Raw genomic sequence first — 15,495 nt, 5'->3', positions numbered from 1 at the left:
AGCATGCCGAGGCAATGCCTGACCAACTGCCGTACGCGCAAGGTCGTCACGCCCGGCGTCAACACCCCGGCGCGGGCCCGCCCACCCGTGCGTACAGCACCAGCAGCCCGCTCCTGCGCCGCTCCTCGCCGAGCGGCACGAAGTCCCGGTGCAGGACGGCGAGTTTGGCCCGTTCGCCGGTGGAGCGGGTGTGCCAGCCCGGCCGGCTGGCGTCCGCGTCGTAGAGCACGCTGACGCGGGGCAGGCAGGCCATGCGGGCGGCCAGTTCGCGGGGGCCGACGTCGATGCCGTAGAGGGTGCCGGAGGCGGCGCCCGACGTGCGCAGCGACACGTCCCGGACGCCCGCGACCGACGCCGGGTACGCCTCCACGTACCGGCGGCCCGTCTTGGGCAGGTACAACAGCGGGTCGCCCGGCCGCAGTTGCGCCGCCAGCAGCCGGGCGACGGCGCCGAGGTCGTCGCTCCGGGCGGCGGCCGAGCGCTGCTGCTCCTGGAGCGGCAGCTGGGCGAGGAAGACGGCGGCGACCAGGCCGGCGCCCGCGAGCGCCGGGGTCGCGGCGCCCGGCACCAGGCGCGGCACCCGGGACAGCAGCGTCCCGGCGCCCGCCGCCACCAGCAGCGGCACCCCGGCGAACGCGAAGAGCGCGTACCGGGCCGCGTACAGCGGATGCCACTGGGAGGCCGTGAAGAGGACGAGCGGCGGGACCAGGGCGAGCGGCAGGGCCGTCGCGACCAGTCCGCACGCGCCGGGCGCCCGCCGGGCCGACGGCCGGGCCACGGCCAGCGCGATCAGCGCGAGCGTTGCCGCGCACAGGAGTTCGTGGCGTCCGGTCGCCGCCCGCAGCAGCGCCGCGGCATCCGTCCAGCCGGGCCGCCGGATCCACGCGACCTGCCCGCTCTGCCCGTGCGTCACCGCGACCAGCGGCAGCAGGAGCAGTGCCGCGCACCCGGCCGAGGCTCCCCAGCCGCGCCACACGCGCCCCGGCACCCGGGTCACCGCGAGCGTCACGGCGTGCGCGGCGAGCACCAGGGCCGCGAACTCGTGCAGCCAGGCGGTGACCGTGACGGCCGCCGCGTACCCGGCCCAGGCGCGGGCCGTGGGCCGGTCCACGCAGCGCACGAGCAGCAGCGTCGCGCCCGCCGCACCGGCCGCGACCAGGGCGTACGAGCGGCCCTCCTGCGCGTAGTACTGGGTGAACGGCGAGACGGCGTACAGCAGTCCCGCCCACAGGCCGACCCGGGGCCGCACCAGGCGGGTGCCGAGCGCGGCGACCAGGCAGGCCGTGGCGGCGGCCCCGGCGACGGACGGCAGCCGGAGCGTGAACTCGCCCGGGTGCAGCGGCAGCACGAAGTGCATCAGCAGGTAGTAGAGGCCGTGCACGGCGTCGACCGTGCCGAGCACGTGCCACAGCTGCGGCAGGGAGCGGGAGGCGACCATCACGGTGGCGGCCTCGTCGCGCCACATCGTCCCGCGGTCCAGGTGCCACAGGGCCAGGACCAGGGCGACGGCGCCGGGGACGCCGACGGCGAGGGCCTGTCTCCCAGGTCCCTCCTGGGAGACAGGCCCTCGGGCCCGTGCGCGCACGGGCCCGAGCTGCGTGTTCAGCGGCATGTGCCGAGCTTGTCCGACCGGCCGGCCGGGCCCCGGGCTCCGGCGGCCCGCGCCGCGCGAACGTCACCCGTTCAGAAACAGTGCCTGCACCACGCGGTCCGCCGCGTGCCCGTCGTCGTAGCCGCAGAACCGCTCGCGGAACGCGGACCGCAGCCGGGTCGTCGCGGCCGTGTCCCAGGTGCCGTCCCGGAAGTGCGCGAGCAGCTCCTCCTCGGTGACGGCGACGGCGCCCGGGGTGTCGCCCGGCAGTCCCGACAGGAGGTCGAAGTAGGTGCCGCGGGCGAGCCGGTAGGCCTGCCAGTCGGGGGCGTACGTGACGATCGGCCGGTCCAGGCACGCGTAGTCGAACATCAGGGACGAGTAGTCGGTGACCAGCGCGTCCGCGGCGAGGCAGAGGTCCTCGACGCGGTCGTGGCCGGTGACGTCGAGGAGGCGCGGATGGGCGTCGGCGAGCCCGGCCCGCGTCCCGTAGAAGTAGTGCGCGCGGACCAGCACGACGTGGTCGTCGCCGAGGGCGTCGGCGAACCGGGCGAGGTCGAGGCGGGGCAGGAAGCCCTTCTGGTAGTCGCGGTGGGTGGGCGCGTAGAGGACGGCGCGCTGCCCGTCGGCGATGCCCAGCTCCCGGCGGATGCGGCGGATCTCGTCGTCGCCGGTGGTGAAGTAGACGTCGTTGCGCGGATAGCCGGCCTCCAGGGGCGTGTACGCGGCCGACGGGTACACCCGCTCCCACACCTGGGTGGAGTGCGGGTTGCTGGACAGGCTGTAGTCCCACTGGTCGGTGTGGGCGAGGACCTTGGCGAAGCTGATGCCGTGCGTGCCGGCCGGGTAGCGGCGCTGGTCGAGGCCCATCTTCTTGAGCGGGGTGCCGTGGTGGGTCTGGAGGTAGACCTGGCCGGGGCGCTTGGTGAAGCCGCCGGGGAACGACGAGTTGTTGATCAGGTACGTGGCCGTGGCCATGGTCTGCCAGTAGCGGCGCGAGCCCTCGATGACGTACGGGACGCCGTCGGGGACCCGGTCCTGGTGGCGGCTGGAGACCACGAAGACGCCGTTGACGTGCGGGGCGATCTCGCGGGCCCTGGCGTGGATGGCGGCCGGGTTGCAGCTGACGCCGCGGTTCCAGTACGCGCCGTAGACGGCGAGGTCCGGGTCGAGGCGGGCGGTGCGCAGATCGGTGCGGTAGGCGGCCTTCATGACGCGCGAGCGGATCTTCTTCTTGCGCCGGACGAGCGCCGAACGCACCGACTTCTTCCGGGACCTGGCCTTCTCGGCCTTCTCGTACGCGGACCAGGAGCCGGCCGCGAGGGCCTGCTCGCGGGGGCCTTCCGGGGTGTGCCCGACCGGGCGGTGGGCGCGGTGCAGTTCGGCGGCGAGGCGGAAGAGTTCGGGGCGGTCGGCGGGGGCGGTGCGCGAGCCGTCGTCGAGGACGGCGAGGATCCGGCCGACCGCGACCGGGAAGAGCCGGGCCGCGGCGGACGTCGCGGCGAGCAGCTCCCCGTACCGCTCCACGACGGCGAGGTGCTGCGGGCCAGGGGTGCCGCCGATGCTGCCCGCGCGGCGCTTGCGCCAGCGGACGCAGGGGCGGGGCAGGGTGGCGAGGGCCGTCGCCTCCAGGACGGTGCGGTGGGCGGGGACGACGTCCTCGTACGGGCCCTCGGGGGCGAATGCGAGGGCGCGCTCCGTCCAGAAGTCGCGGCGTACGGCGCGGTTCCAGGCGGCGGGGGTGAGGGCGAGCGGATCGCCCGCCCCGAAGTCGTCGCCGCCGCCCCACACCTTGTCCCACCAGTCGGTGCGGTCGTGCCCGTAGACGAGCACGTCGGGGTCGCCGCCCTCGGTGAGCGCGGCGTCGATCGCGGCGAGGGCGCCGGGCAGCAGGGTGTCGTCGGCGTCGAGGAAGAGCAGGTAGTCGCCGGTGGCGTGCCGGGCGCCGGTGTTGCGGGCGGCGCCGACGCCGGCGCGCTCCGGGAGCCGGACGGCTTGCACCCGCGGATCGCGCTCCGCATACTCCTCGGCGATCGCCCCGGAGGCGTCCGGCGAGGCGTCGTCGACGACGGTGAGCTGCCAGTCGGTGTGACTCTGCGTCAGGACGGAGTCCAGGCACTCACGGAGGTAGCCCTGGACGCGATAGGCGGGGACAACTACGGAGAATCGGGACATAGCGCCTGACGGTACTACGGCGGTTCGTCCGCGCAGGGGTTTGATCGGGGCGCCCTGTCGGCGGCGCCACCGGGGGTGCCGCCAGGGGCACCACCAGGGCACAGTCACCCACACGGATTACCGACGGCAAGAATGTTGACGCAAGCGGGCAGAACGGATGAATGCCGCAAACGCCACGCCACCCCCGCCTCAGCGTCGTCGTGCCCGTCTACAACGTCGAGGACTACCTGGCCGAATGCCTGGAGTCGATCGCCGCCCAGACCCTCACCGACCTCGAGGTGGTCCTCGTGGACGACGGGTCCACGGACGACAGCCCCCGGATCGCCCGCGCCTTCACCGAGCGTGACCCCAGGTTCCGCTACGTCCGGCAGGACAACGCCGGACTGAGCGCCGCCCGCAACGCCGGTGTGCGGCACGCGGACCCCGAGGCCGAGTTCCTCACCTTCGTCGACAGCGACGACGTCGTGCCGCACGACGCGTACGAGCGGATGACCGCCAGCCTCACCAGGACCGGCTCGGACTTCGCGACCGGCAACGTGTGGCGGCTCAACGAGCGCGGCCGGAGCCAGGCCTGGCAGTACAAGTGGCTGACGCGGCGCCGCGAGCGCACCCACATCACCCGCGACCGGCAGCTCCTCTCCGACCGCGTCGCCTGGAACAAGGTCTTCCGGCGGGCGTTCTGGGACCGGCACGGCTTCACCTTCCCCGAGGGCAAGCTCTACGAGGACACGCCCGTGATGATCCCGGCGCACTTCCTCGCGGAGAGCGTCGACGTGCTCGACGACCACGTCTACTACTGGCGGGTGCGGGAGGGCTCGATCACCCGGCGCCGCACCGACGTCAAGGGCGTACGGGACCGGATCGCGGCCTGCGACCACGTCAGCCGGTTCCTCGCCGAGCGCTTCCCCGACCGGCCCGAGCTGAAGAGGACGTACGACACGTCCTGCCTGCGCGACGACTTCGTCTACTTCCTCGACGGGCTGCCGATGGGCGGGCCCGAGTACCGCGGCGCGTTCCTCGACGACACCGCCGCGTTCCTGCGCCGCGCCGACCCGGCGGTCGCCGACGGCCTCCCCCTCGACCTGCGCGTCAAGTGGCACCTCGTCCGGGAGCGCCGCCTCGACGACCTGGTGCGCCTGCTGTCCTTCGAGCGCCGCAACGGCACCGCCTTCCAGGTCCGCGGAGCGCTCCGGCACACCGCCGCCTACCCGGGCCTGAGCCGCCTCCCGGAGCGGCTCGTGAAGGTCGGCAAGCGCGAGCTGCCGGTGGTGGCACGGGTCCGCGAGACGGTGTGGGGCGCCGACGGCAAGCTGCGGATCAGCGGCTACGCGTACGTGAAGAACCTCGCGGCCGCCCGGCCCGGCCACTCGGTCAGGACGGGCCTGCTGAAGGCGGCGAACAGCCGCACCCAGATCCGCCGCGTCCCCACCCGCACCGCCCCCGACCCGCGGGCCACCGCCGACTCCCGCCAGGAGCTGCACAGTTACGACCACTCCGGCTTCACGATGACGATCGACCCGGAGAAGCTGAAGGTGAAGGGCCGGCTGCGGCCCGGCACCTGGGACCTCGGCGTCGTCGTCGCCGGGCACGGCCGGCTGCGCCGCGCCGCCCTGCGCGCGGCCGACGGCTCCGCGCAGCAGAACCTGGTGCGCGACCTCGGCGACGGCACCCGGCTCGTCGTCGCCTTCACCAAGGGCCGGCTCGTCCTGAAGGTGGTGGCGTACGCGGCGCTCGCCGACGAGCACCGCCTGGAGAACGACGAGGTGGTGCTCACCGGCCGGCTCCTGAACGGCATCGAGCCGCGCACCCTGCGCCTGACCCACAAGCACTCGGGCACCGAGTTCGCCTACCCGGTGACCTGCGCGGGCGGCCGCTTCCTGGTGCGCTTCCCGCTCGCCGACCCGGCCGGGGTGCCGCAGCCGCCGCACCGCGCGCCGAAGGAGGTCGAGCCGGCCCACGGCGACCGCTGGCAGGTCAACTTCGTGCTGCCGGACGGGAAGACCCGCTCGGTGGCCGCGGCGCTCGACCTGCCGCCGGCCCGGTACCCGGCCGGCGGCCGCGAGCTGTGCGCGACCGCCAACGACCAGGGCCAGCTCGTCGTCGAACTGACCCGGCAGCCGATCGCGGAACTGGTCGCCTGGGCGGGCGACGGCTCCTGCGTGGTCGAGGGCACGGTGTCCGAACTCTCCTGGCGCGAGCCGGAGTTCGTGCTGCGGCACAGCTCGACGACCGAGGAGGTGACGGTGCCGCTGGCCCGCGGCGGCGACCGGTTCCGCGCGGTCGTCGCCCCCACCCGGCTGTGGGAGGGCCGCTGGTACGCGTTCGTCCGGGAGGCGGACGACCGGTACGGCGACGGCGTCCCGGTCCGCGTGCTGACCTCGGCCGGCGCGGAGCTGCCACGCCACCACCCCGACAGCGACCGGGAGTTCACGCTCGACCGGCGCTTCGGCGACCGGCTGCTCATCGAGGCGGGCCCGGCGCTCTCCCCCGCCGACCGGGGCGCCTACCGTCGCCACCGCCTGCGGACCGTGCACTACCCCGCCCAGCGCCGGCTCCCGCTCAGGGACGCGGTCCTGTACGTCGACGGGGACTCGCCGCGCGCCGTCCACGCGGAGCTGGTGCGGCGCGGCACCGACGTCGAGCACCTGTGGGTGACCCGCGACGGCCGCACGCGGGTCCCCGCCTCCGCCACGGGCGTCGAGGAGTTCTCGGCGGCCTGGTACGCGGCCCTGGCCCGCTGCCGCCGCATCGTCACCGCCCACCAGCTGCCGGACTTCTTCGAGCGCCGCGAGGGCCAGACCGTCGTCCAGACCTGGGACGGCGCCCCGCTCAAGCGCATCGGCACCGACCTCACCGACACCCTGTACGCCGACCACGACGACCTGGCGCTGCTGCCGAAGCTGTCCCGGCAGTGGGACGTCCTGGTCGCCCCGTCCCGCTGGTCGACCCCGCACCTGTCCCGCGCCCTCGCCTACGACGGCGAGGTCCTGGCGGCCGGCTCACCGCGCAACGACATCCTCTTCGCCGCCCCCGACGACCGCCGCAAGGAGACCGAGCGGCTCCGCCGCGACCTCGACATCGCCCCCGGCAAACGGATCGTCCTCTACGCGCCGACCTACCGCGACCACCTCGCGCACTCCCCCGGCCGCTACCGCCACGAGCCCGCCCTCGACCTCGCGGCGGCCGAACGCGAACTCGCCGCCGACCACGTCCTGCTGGTCCGCAAGCACCCCCGCACCACGGGCCGGCTCACCGGCGCCCGCGCGCCCTTCGTCCGGGACGTCACCGACCACCCCGGCGCGGCCGAACTCCTGCTGATCGCGGACGTCCTGGTGACGGACTACTCGTCCCTGATGTTCGACTTCGCGCACACCGGCCGCCCGATGCTCTTCCACACGTACGACCTGGAGCACTACCGGGACACGGTGCGCGGCTTCTACCTCGACTTCGAGGGCCAGGCCCCGGGCCCGCTCCTCACCGACACCGCCGAGGTCGTCGGCGCGCTGCGCGACCTCGACGCGATCACGGCCCGGCACGCGGACGCCTACGACGCGTTCCGCGCCGCCTACTGCGACCTGGACGACGGGCGGGCGGCGGCGCGGGTGGCGGAACGGCTGATGCGATGACCGTCTCCACGCTCGGCAGACGGGCCGTCCGCGGCGCGACCGCGCTGCGCGGCGGCCGGTTCTGGCGCCCCACGCCGTTCTTCGTGTTCGGCGGCCTGTTCTGGCTGGTGATGACGCTCGCGTACTGGCGGGTGCCGATGTGCTGCGACTTCGGCCAGCACGCGGCGGTCGTCGAACGGCTCAAGGCGAACCTGCTCCACCCGCGCCACCCCATGGCCGACCTGCCGGGAGCGGGCAGCCCCTACTACTCCCCGTACGCGGTCGCCCAGGGCGTCTTCGCCCGCCTCACCGGCCTCGCGGGCTGGGAGGTCGTCAAACTGGCGGGCCCCCTCAACCTGCTGGTCCTGCTCACCGGCCTGAACCGCTTCGTCCGCGTCCTGACGTCCCGCCAATGGGCGCCGGTCCTGGCCCTGTTCGCGATGACCCTGCTCTGGGGCACCCGCACGGCCTGGTGGAGCGGCTACCTGGGCCTGCTCTCCATGACGGGCAACCTCGGCTACCCGTCGACGTTCGCGATCGGCCTGACGTTCTGGGCCTGGGCGTGGGCGTACCGCCTGGGAGGCCGGGGTCCGTACGCGAGCTACGCGGGCCTCGGAATCCTGGTGGCCGCGATCCTCCTGATCCACCCGATCACGTCGGTGGCGGCCCTGATCGGCGTCACAGCAATCGGCGCGGCAAGGATCGGTACGGCCAGGGGCGCGGGGCTGTATCGATCAGCGGCTCCGCCGCGGGGCGCGACCAGCCACGACGAACCGGCACACAAACAGCTCACCCGCTGGGCAACGGCGCTCCTGGCAACGGCGACCGTCACGTTGATCTGGCCCTACTACGACGTCCTGACCCTGGTCGGAGACACCAGCGTCGACGCCATCCACCACCAGCTCTACACCGACCTACCGCAACGCTTCTGGCTGGCGTTCCTCGGCCTCCCGGCCCTCGCCCACCGCTTCCGCCGCAACCCCCGCGACCCCCTCGCCCTCATCTTCGCGGCGGACGTCCTGGTCATCGCCTACGGCTGGGCCACCGGCCACTACACGTACGGCCGGATCATGGGCCTCGCCCTCGTCCCGCCGCAGTTCTCCCTCGCGATCGCGCTCGCGGCCCCGCGCCCGTGGACGTGGCCGCGCCGCGTCCTGGGCGCGGCCGCCGCGGCGGGCGCGGTGGTCGGGTTCGTCGCGGTGCAGGGCGGCGCGGTGGTGCCGCGGGTCCTGGACCAGCCCCCGATGTGGCCGACGTACGCCTGGGCGGCGCAGCACGTCCCGCCCGGCGACGTGGTCCTGACGAACGGCTACCGGCCGACCCGCTCGCTGCCGGGCTACGGCCCGAACCTGGTCGCCCCGGCCTGGCCGGACCCCTCGCTCGACGAGCGGGAACGGAACCGTCGCCTGACCGCGGTCCGCGCGTACCTCTCCCCCGGCTCGACCCCCTCGGAGCGCGCGGCGATCGCGCACCGCTACGACGTGCACTGGCTGCTGCTCGACAAGGAGCAGAAGCTGCCGCCCGAGGCGGTCGTGGTGGCCTGGAGCCCCCGGACCGGCGAGGTGCTCGCCCGGGTCAACGGGGGCTCGCCGCGCACCCGTTGAGGACTACTCGATGACGAGCTCGACGTCGATGTTGCCCCGGGTCGCGTTCGAGTACGGGCACACCTGGTGGGCCTGCTCGACCAGCTTGCGGCCCGTCTCGGCGTCGACCGCGTCCGGCAGCTCGACGCGGAGCACGACGGCGAGGCCGAAGCCCTCGCCCTGCTTGCCGATGGAGACCTCGGCGGTGACGGCGGCGTCGGCGACGTCCACCTTCGCGGCGCGCCCGACGAGACCGAGGGCGCTGCCGAAACAGGCGGCGTAACCGGCGGCGAAGAGCTGCTCCGGGTTCGACCCCTGGCCGTTGCCGCCCATCTCCGTGGGGATGCCGAGCTGGAGGTCGACGACACCGTCGGAGGAGACGGCGCGGCCGTCGCGGCCGTGGGTGGCGGTGGCGACGGCGGTGTAGATGGCGTCCATGAGGGACCTGCCTCTCGGGTTCGACGATGCACGGTTCACGGTTCGGTGCGTTCCGTGAGTACAGCCATAAGTAGAGCACGCAATTCAATTGTGCACAACTCAATCACGTCGAGGGTTACCCTGAGGACATGGCCAGCAATGACGACTACCTGCGGCTCGACCGGCAGATCTGCTTCTCCCTGAACGCGGCGACCCGCGCCTTCGGCGGCGTCTACCGCACGCTCCTCAAGGACCTGGGCCTCACCTACCCCCAGTACCTGGTCATGCTCGCGCTCTGGGAGGCCCCCGCGGACGAGGGGCTGCCGGTGAAGGGGCTCGGCGAGCGGCTGCGCCTCGACTCCGGCACGCTCTCCCCGCTGCTCAAGCGCCTGGAGGCGAACGGCCTGGTGCGCCGCGAGCGCAGCGCGCGCGACGAGCGGTCGGTGACCGTCACGCTCACCGCGGCCGGCGCCGCCCTCAAGGAGCGCGCCGTGACCGTCCCGCAGAAGATCGCGCAGGCGACCGGCTTCGAGCTGGCCGAGATCGAGGACCTGCGCGAGCGCCTGAACCGGCTGACGGAGGCGCTGGACGGAGCGGCGCTCTGACCGACCGCGTTTCGGGACATACGCTCCCGAACCGTGACACTCGACACCAGGTCGCGTCCGACCACCCGCGCCCCGATCCACGCCACCTGGGTCCGCCCCGGCCGTCTCGCCCGGGCCGCCCTCCCGGTCACCTGGCTGCTCACCCGCGCCGCTGCGCTCCTGCTGCTCGCCCGCGACGGGTCCGCCCCGCTCGGGGTCGGCGGCGTCGCCCGCGAGGTGCACGGCCTGTACGCCCACTGGTACGGGATCCTCGCCCACGGCACCTTCCCGGCGGACGACCCGCTGTGGCAGTACCCGCCGGGCGCGGGCCCGGTGCTGCTCGCGCCGGGGCTGCTCCCCTGGCTCAGCTACTTCCAGGCGTTCGTCGCCCTCACCCTCGCCACCGACGCGCTCGTCACGTACGCGCTCGCGCGCGGCGACCGTGATCCGCGCGGCGCCTGGCTCTGGGTGGCCGGACTGCCGCTGCTGCTGCACATCCCGCTCGCCCGCTACGACGTCCAGGTCACCGCGTTCGCCGTCCTCGCCCTGCTCGCGATGGACCGGGCGCCGCGCGCGGCCGGGTTCCTCGCGGCGTGCGGCGCGCTGGTGAAGGTGTGGCCGGCGCTGACCCTGCTCGGCGCTCCGCGGGGCCGGACGACCCGGCAGGCCTGGGGCTCGGCGCTCGTCTCCGCCGCCGCGCTGCTGCTCGTCCTCGCGCTCGCCTTCCGCTCGCCGTTCTCGTTCCTGCGCGAGCAGGGCGGGCGCGGGGTGCAGATCGAGTCGCTCGGCGGGACCGCGCTGATGCTCGCGCGCCGCTTCGGCTGGCCGGGGCAGGTCCGCTACCAGTACGGGGCGATGGAGTTCACCGGCCCGTACGTGCACGTCGTCGCGACGGCGTCGCTCGCGCTGACGGCGGCGGCCTTCGGACTGCTGCTGTGGTGGCGGGTGCGGTGCCGCGCCTACTCGGCGGCGACGCCGTTCGACGCCGCGCTCTGCGCCGTGCTGATGTTCACGGTCACCAGCCGCGTGATCAGCCCGCAGTACCTGATCTGGCTGCTCGGCCTGGCCGCCGTCTGCCTCACCTCCACGTACACCACCCAGCGCACGGTCGCACTCCTGGTGGTGGCGGCGGCGGGCGTCAGCGCGCTCGCGTACCCGGTGCTCTACGAGGACGTGATGGCGGGGACGTGGACCGGCTGCGCGGTGATGGCCGTGCGCAACGCCCTTCTCCTCGGAGGGGTGTTCGTGTCGTTCCGTTCCCTTTGGAGAGGCACGAAAGAGTAAAACTTCCGGCTTACCGGACAATTACCTGAAACCCCTAAGATTCACCCGTGGAACCCATCGAGCCCGGCCGGTCGGCCCCTGCCCCCGCAGCATCGGAAGACCCGTGCGTCACGGTCGTCGTGATCGGTTACGACGATGCCGCCCACGTCGCCGACGCGGTGCGCTCCGCCCTCGCCCAGGGTCCCGCCGTGCGCGAGGTGATCGCGGTCGACGACTGCTCCACGGACGGCAGCGGAGCGCTCCTGGACGGGCTCGCCGCGCGCGAGTCGCGCCTGACGGTGGTGCACCGCGCGGCCAACAGCGGCGGCTGCGGCACTCCGCGCAACGACGGCATCGACCGGGCCGCGGCCCGGTACGTGATGTTCCTCGACAGCGACGACGTGCTGCCGCCCGGCGCGGTCGACGCGCTGCTCGGCGCGGCGGTCGCGCACGACGCGCAGGTCGCCGCCGGACTGTGCGTGCGGCGCGAACTCCCGTCCGGGCACGAGGTTCCCTGGCAGCCCGAGCTGTACGCGAAGGCGTCCGTGGTCGCCCGCCCCACCCGCCGCCCGCGCCTGGTCCACGACACGCTGTGCGTCAACAAGCTGTACCGGACCGACTTCCTGCGCGAGCACGGCATCCGCTTCCCCGACGGCCGGTTCGTCTACGAGGACTTCGTGTTCACCGCGCGGGTCCTCGCCGCCGCCCCGCGCATGGCCCTCGTCCCCGACACCGTCTACGTGTGGCACGTGCGCCGCGCCGCCGAGAAGCTCTCGATCTCCCTGGACCGGGCCGGCATCGACAACTGGCAGGCCCGCCTCGACGCCCACCGCCAGGCCGTCGAGATCCTCCTCGCCGCGTCGTGCAAGCGGCTCGCCCGGGCCGCCCGGGCCCACTTCCTCGACCACTCCCTGCGGATGTACGCCCGCGAACTCGACCTGCGCGGCGCCGAGTACCGCACCGACTGGTGGAAGCGCACCCGCGCCTACCTGGAGACCTTCGACACCGCCGACTTCGAGGCCGCGCCCGCGCCGGGCCGGGTCGTCGGCCGGGTGATCCTCGCCGCCGCCGAACCGCGCGACCTGCCGCGCCTCAAGGAGGTCGCCGCGCGCCCGGCCCGGCTCTGCCCGCCGTACGCGTACGCGCCCGACGGCACGCCCGCCTGGTCGGCCGACCTCCCCCAGGTCACCCTCGACCACCTCCTCCACCGCCCGATGGACCTGCTGCCGGTCGCCGTCGACGGTGAACTGCGGCCCCGCGCCCGCGGCACCCGGCTCCGGCTCCTGCTGCACGAGCTGTACGGCCGCGTCGCCGACGCCGGGCCGCGCACGGTGGACGTGGACCTCGTCGACCGGCAGCACGGCACCACCGTCCAGCACCGCACCGCCGCCTTCACCGCCCTGCCGGACGACCTGTGGACGGCGACGGTCGCCCTCGACCTGTCCGCCCTCGGCCGCCCCGGCACCTGGGACGTCCGGCTGCGGCTGCACTTCGCCGACGGCTCCCACCGCGACGCCACCGCCCACGCGGTGCGCCGCCCCGGCCTGCTGCGCCGCGTCGCCGTACCGAGCCGTCGCCACGGGGTGCTCCTCGCGCAGCCGTACGCCACCCACTCCGGGGCCCTCGCGCTGCGCACGGCGCCGGGGGTGCGCGGCGTGGCGACCGTGGTGCGGCGCAGGGCCGCCCGCCTGCTTCACTGAACGTTCCGACGGACGAGGAGACCTCACCGACATGACCTGGCTGATCACCGGCGGGGCCGGTTACATCGGCGCGCACGTGGTGCACGCCCTGCGCGCGGCGGGCGAGCGGGCCGTCGTCTACGACGACCTGTCCACCGGCGTGCGCGACCGGGTGCCCTCCGGCGTGGAACTGGTGGTGGGCTCCACGCTCGACCGCGCGCTCCTGGACCGCACCCTGGCCGCCCACCCGGTCACCGGCATCATCCACCTCGCGGCGAAGAAGCAGGTCGGCGAGTCGGTCGAGCAGCCGCTGCGCTACTACCGCGAGAACGTGGAGGGCCTGCGGGTCCTGCTGGAGGCGGTGACCGCGGCGGGCGTGCGCGCGTTCGTGTTCTCCTCGTCGGCGGCGGTGTACGGCATGCCGGACGAGGCGACGCTGGACGGGGGCCTCGTCACGGAGGACACCCCCTGCCTGCCCATGTCCCCCTACGGCGAGACGAAGCTCGCGGGCGAGTGGCTGGTCCGGGCGACCGGCCGCGCGACGGGCCTGGCGACGGCGTCCCTGCGCTATTTCAACGTGGCGGGCGCGGCCACGCCCGAGCTCGCCGACACCGGTGTCTTCAACATCGTCCCGATGGTCTTCGAGAAGCTGACGGCGGGCGAGGCGCCCCGCATCTTCGGCGCCGACTACCCGACGCCGGACGGCACCTGCGTACGCGACTACATCCACGTCGCCGACCTGGCCGAGGCCCATGTGGCCGCGGCCCGCCGCCTGGCCGGTGCGGCACCCGGGACGGACCTGACGCTCAACATCGGCCGGGGGGTGGGGGTCTCGGTCCGCGAACTGATCGACGTGATCAACGAGGAGACCGCCCACGACCTCCCCCCCGAGGTGACCGCCCGCCGCCCCGGCGACCCGGCCCGAGTGGTGGCCTCGGCGGACCGGATCGCCACGGAACTGGGCTGGACGGCAAAACGTGACGTGAGGGAGATGGTGGCGTCGGCATGGGCGGGCTGGCAGCACGCGGCCGCACCCGATCAGCCACCTGCGGCCACATCAAGCCCCTCCGGCGATTGAGGAGCGGGGCCCGGGGCGGAGCCCCGAGACCTCAGCCCCGGTGCCGCGCACCAGAAACGGCCACACCGCAACGGACCCGCCGCACCAACTGCCCCACCTCCCCCGACAACCCCACCCCCACGGCCAACGCCAACGTCACGGCCGCCACGTAGACCATCCCCCCGACCCCCACCGTGGTCCGGCCGGAGGCCAACGCGCTCAGAGCCGCGTACAACGCCCCACCCGGCAACAGCGGAGCGATCCCCGGCACCACCAGCGGCAGCGCCGACTCCCGGCGGCGCCGGGCGACCCAGTGCCCGGCGCCCCCGACGACCGCCGCCACCAGCGCCGTACCGACCAGCGACGAGAACCCCAGCGCACGGAACTCGACGGACACCACGAACCCGGTGAGCCCGAGCAGCGCGGCCGGCCCCCAGTCCCGCCGCGGCGTCCGCGCCCGCGCCGCGACGGCGACCGCGAAGACGACGGCGCCGACGGCCGGAGCGCCGAGGTGGTCGGCACGCGTCGCGGACGGCACCACCGGCACGATCGGCACGCCGAGGCCGAACAGATCGCCGACCCCGAGCACCACGACCACCCCGGTGATCACGGCGGCGAACACCAGCAGCGCGTCGAGGAACCGGCCGATCCCGGTCAGGTAGTGCCCGGTCAGCGCGTCCTGCACGGCGCTCACGAAGGTCACGGTGGGCAGCAGTCCGAGCACCCCCGCCACCACGATGGCCTGCACGGCGAACGGCGGGGCGGTGCCGCTGACCGCGAGGGCGAGCGCCCCGGCCGGCATCGAGGCCACGGCGTACCGGTAGAACGCGGGCACCCCGTGCCGCCCGAGCCAGCCGCACAGCAGCGCCCCGAGGAACCCGGCGACGAACGAGAAGAGCGAGGTCAGCAGGGAGCCGCCGAAGACGACGGCGGCGCCCGCGGCCACGAACCCGGTCTGCACGGGCGCCCGCAGCACCCCCCACCGGCCACCGCCCGCGGGCGCGGGCACGTGCGCGTCGAGGATGCGCGCGGCCGCCGCCCGCGCCTCGTCCAGGGACAGCTGCCGCGCGCTGATGCCGTCCACAAGGCTGTGGATGTCGCCCAGCGTGCGGAAGTCGGTGGCGTGCTTGCGGATGACGCGGCTCGCGTGCAGCGGCGTGAGTTCGCCGGGCGCGTGCGCGGAGAGCGACACGGAGGCGAGCGTGACGCTCGGCTCGCAGTAGCTCAGGCCGTACGTCTCCGCGGTGACCAGCATCCCGGCGACGGCCTCCTCCGCCGACGCCCCGTACGACAGCAGCGCCTCGCCGAGCCGGATCGCGAGATCGGCGACGCGCGCCCCGTAGGCCTCCACGTCGGCCCGGCCGTCGTCGTGCAGCAGTTCGCCGCCGTAGCCGTAGCTCCGGGTCGGTTCGAGCCCGCGCAGCCGCGGCAGGGCCTGGGTCAGCCAGGGGGTGGGCGGGGCGGTTCCCCGGGTCTTCGGTGTGTCGGTCCTCACAGCCATACGGATGGAGCGTAACGGACATATAGCCCATATGGGCGAT

Annotated in this window: 10 protein-coding genes; 6 read left to right on the top strand and 4 right to left on the bottom strand. The window is 74.3% G+C overall.

Translation table 11 applies throughout. The features are described from left to right. Nucleotides 1–58: 58 nt before the first annotated feature. On the bottom strand, nucleotides 59–1,612 hold the full coding sequence (locus RBJ77_RS12760) for a glycosyltransferase family 39 protein (RefSeq protein ID WP_372345093.1): 1,554 nt from the start codon (nucleotides 1,610–1,612) through the stop codon (nucleotides 59–61). 63 nt (nucleotides 1,613–1,675) lie between these two features. Next, nucleotides 1,676–3,766: a CDP-glycerol glycerophosphotransferase family protein gene (locus tag RBJ77_RS12755; RefSeq protein WP_372345092.1), complete on the bottom strand. Its 2,091-nt coding sequence runs from the start codon at nucleotides 3,764–3,766 to the stop codon at nucleotides 1,676–1,678. Between the two features lie 161 nt (nucleotides 3,767–3,927). Between RBJ77_RS12755 and RBJ77_RS12750 the strand changes: the two genes are divergently transcribed. After that, the gene (locus RBJ77_RS12750) at nucleotides 3,928–7,392 is read left to right on the top strand and encodes a CDP-glycerol glycerophosphotransferase family protein (RefSeq protein WP_372345091.1); all 3,465 of its coding nucleotides are present in this window, start codon (nucleotides 3,928–3,930) and stop codon (nucleotides 7,390–7,392) included. Then, nucleotides 7,389–8,975: a hypothetical protein gene (locus RBJ77_RS12745; RefSeq protein WP_372345090.1), complete on the top strand. Its 1,587-nt coding sequence runs from the start codon at nucleotides 7,389–7,391 to the stop codon at nucleotides 8,973–8,975. Before RBJ77_RS12750 ends, RBJ77_RS12745 begins: the two co-directional genes overlap by 4 nt. Before the next feature lie 3 nt (nucleotides 8,976–8,978). On the opposite strand, the gene RBJ77_RS12740 is transcribed toward RBJ77_RS12745, so the two are convergent. After that, nucleotides 8,979–9,392 (bottom strand): organic hydroperoxide resistance protein, encoded by a 414-nt coding sequence (locus RBJ77_RS12740; RefSeq protein ID WP_372345089.1) that lies wholly within the window; start codon nucleotides 9,390–9,392, stop codon nucleotides 8,979–8,981. A 128-nt stretch (nucleotides 9,393–9,520) separates the two neighbouring features. Between RBJ77_RS12740 and RBJ77_RS12735 the strand changes: the two genes are divergently transcribed. The 4 genes from RBJ77_RS12735 to galE all read left to right on the top strand — a co-directional run bounded on the left by RBJ77_RS12735 (nucleotide 9,521) and on the right by galE (nucleotide 13,975). After that, complete coding sequence (locus tag RBJ77_RS12735) at nucleotides 9,521–9,976, top strand: MarR family winged helix-turn-helix transcriptional regulator (protein WP_372345088.1); 456 nt, start codon at nucleotides 9,521–9,523, stop codon at nucleotides 9,974–9,976. A 33-nt stretch (nucleotides 9,977–10,009) separates the two neighbouring features. Further along, the gene (locus RBJ77_RS12730; RefSeq protein WP_372345087.1) at nucleotides 10,010–11,239 is read left to right on the top strand and encodes a glycosyltransferase 87 family protein; all 1,230 of its coding nucleotides are present in this window, start codon (nucleotides 10,010–10,012) and stop codon (nucleotides 11,237–11,239) included. A gap of 119 nt (nucleotides 11,240–11,358) precedes the next feature. Next, nucleotides 11,359–12,918, top strand: coding sequence for a glycosyltransferase family 2 protein (locus RBJ77_RS12725; protein WP_372345086.1), 1,560 nt, complete (start codon nucleotides 11,359–11,361; stop codon nucleotides 12,916–12,918). Between the two features lie 31 nt (nucleotides 12,919–12,949). After that, entirely contained in the window at nucleotides 12,950–13,975 is a 1,026-nt protein-coding gene (gene galE / locus RBJ77_RS12720; RefSeq protein WP_372345085.1) for a UDP-glucose 4-epimerase GalE, read from the top strand. Nucleotides 13,976–14,006: 31 nt separating this feature from the next. On the opposite strand, the gene RBJ77_RS12715 is transcribed toward galE, so the two are convergent. Next, complete coding sequence (locus tag RBJ77_RS12715) at nucleotides 14,007–15,455, bottom strand: threonine/serine exporter ThrE family protein (protein WP_372345084.1); 1,449 nt, start codon at nucleotides 15,453–15,455, stop codon at nucleotides 14,007–14,009. Nucleotides 15,456–15,495 lie beyond the last annotated feature (40 nt).

It is taken from the genome of Streptomyces sp. KL116D (assembly GCF_030766975.1).
Lineage (GTDB): Bacteria > Actinomycetota > Actinomycetes > Streptomycetales > Streptomycetaceae > Streptomyces > Streptomyces longispororuber_A.
The sequence above is the reverse complement of the archived record's forward strand: the minus strand, read 5'-3'. Positions and strand labels throughout refer to the sequence as shown.

What these genes read in the sequence shown, in the direction of transcription:
- RBJ77_RS12750 (WP_372345091.1), top strand. Translation starts at nt 3,928, where the DNA reads ATGCCGCAAACGCCACGCCACCCCCGCCTCAGCGTCGTCGTGCCCGTC.
- RBJ77_RS12755 (WP_372345092.1), bottom strand. Translation starts at nt 3,766, where the DNA reads ATGTCCCGATTCTCCGTAGTTGTCCCCGCCTATCGCGTCCAGGGCTAC.
- RBJ77_RS12745 (WP_372345090.1), top strand. Translation starts at nt 7,389, where the DNA reads ATGACCGTCTCCACGCTCGGCAGACGGGCCGTCCGCGGCGCGACCGCG.
- galE (WP_372345085.1), top strand. Translation starts at nt 12,950, where the DNA reads ATGACCTGGCTGATCACCGGCGGGGCCGGTTACATCGGCGCGCACGTG.
- RBJ77_RS12740 (WP_372345089.1), bottom strand. Translation starts at nt 9,392, where the DNA reads ATGGACGCCATCTACACCGCCGTCGCCACCGCCACCCACGGCCGCGAC.
- RBJ77_RS12735 (WP_372345088.1), top strand. Translation starts at nt 9,521, where the DNA reads ATGGCCAGCAATGACGACTACCTGCGGCTCGACCGGCAGATCTGCTTC.
- RBJ77_RS12760 (WP_372345093.1), bottom strand. Translation starts at nt 1,612, where the DNA reads ATGCCGCTGAACACGCAGCTCGGGCCCGTGCGCGCACGGGCCCGAGGG.
- RBJ77_RS12715 (WP_372345084.1), bottom strand. Translation starts at nt 15,455, where the DNA reads ATGGCTGTGAGGACCGACACACCGAAGACCCGGGGAACCGCCCCGCCC.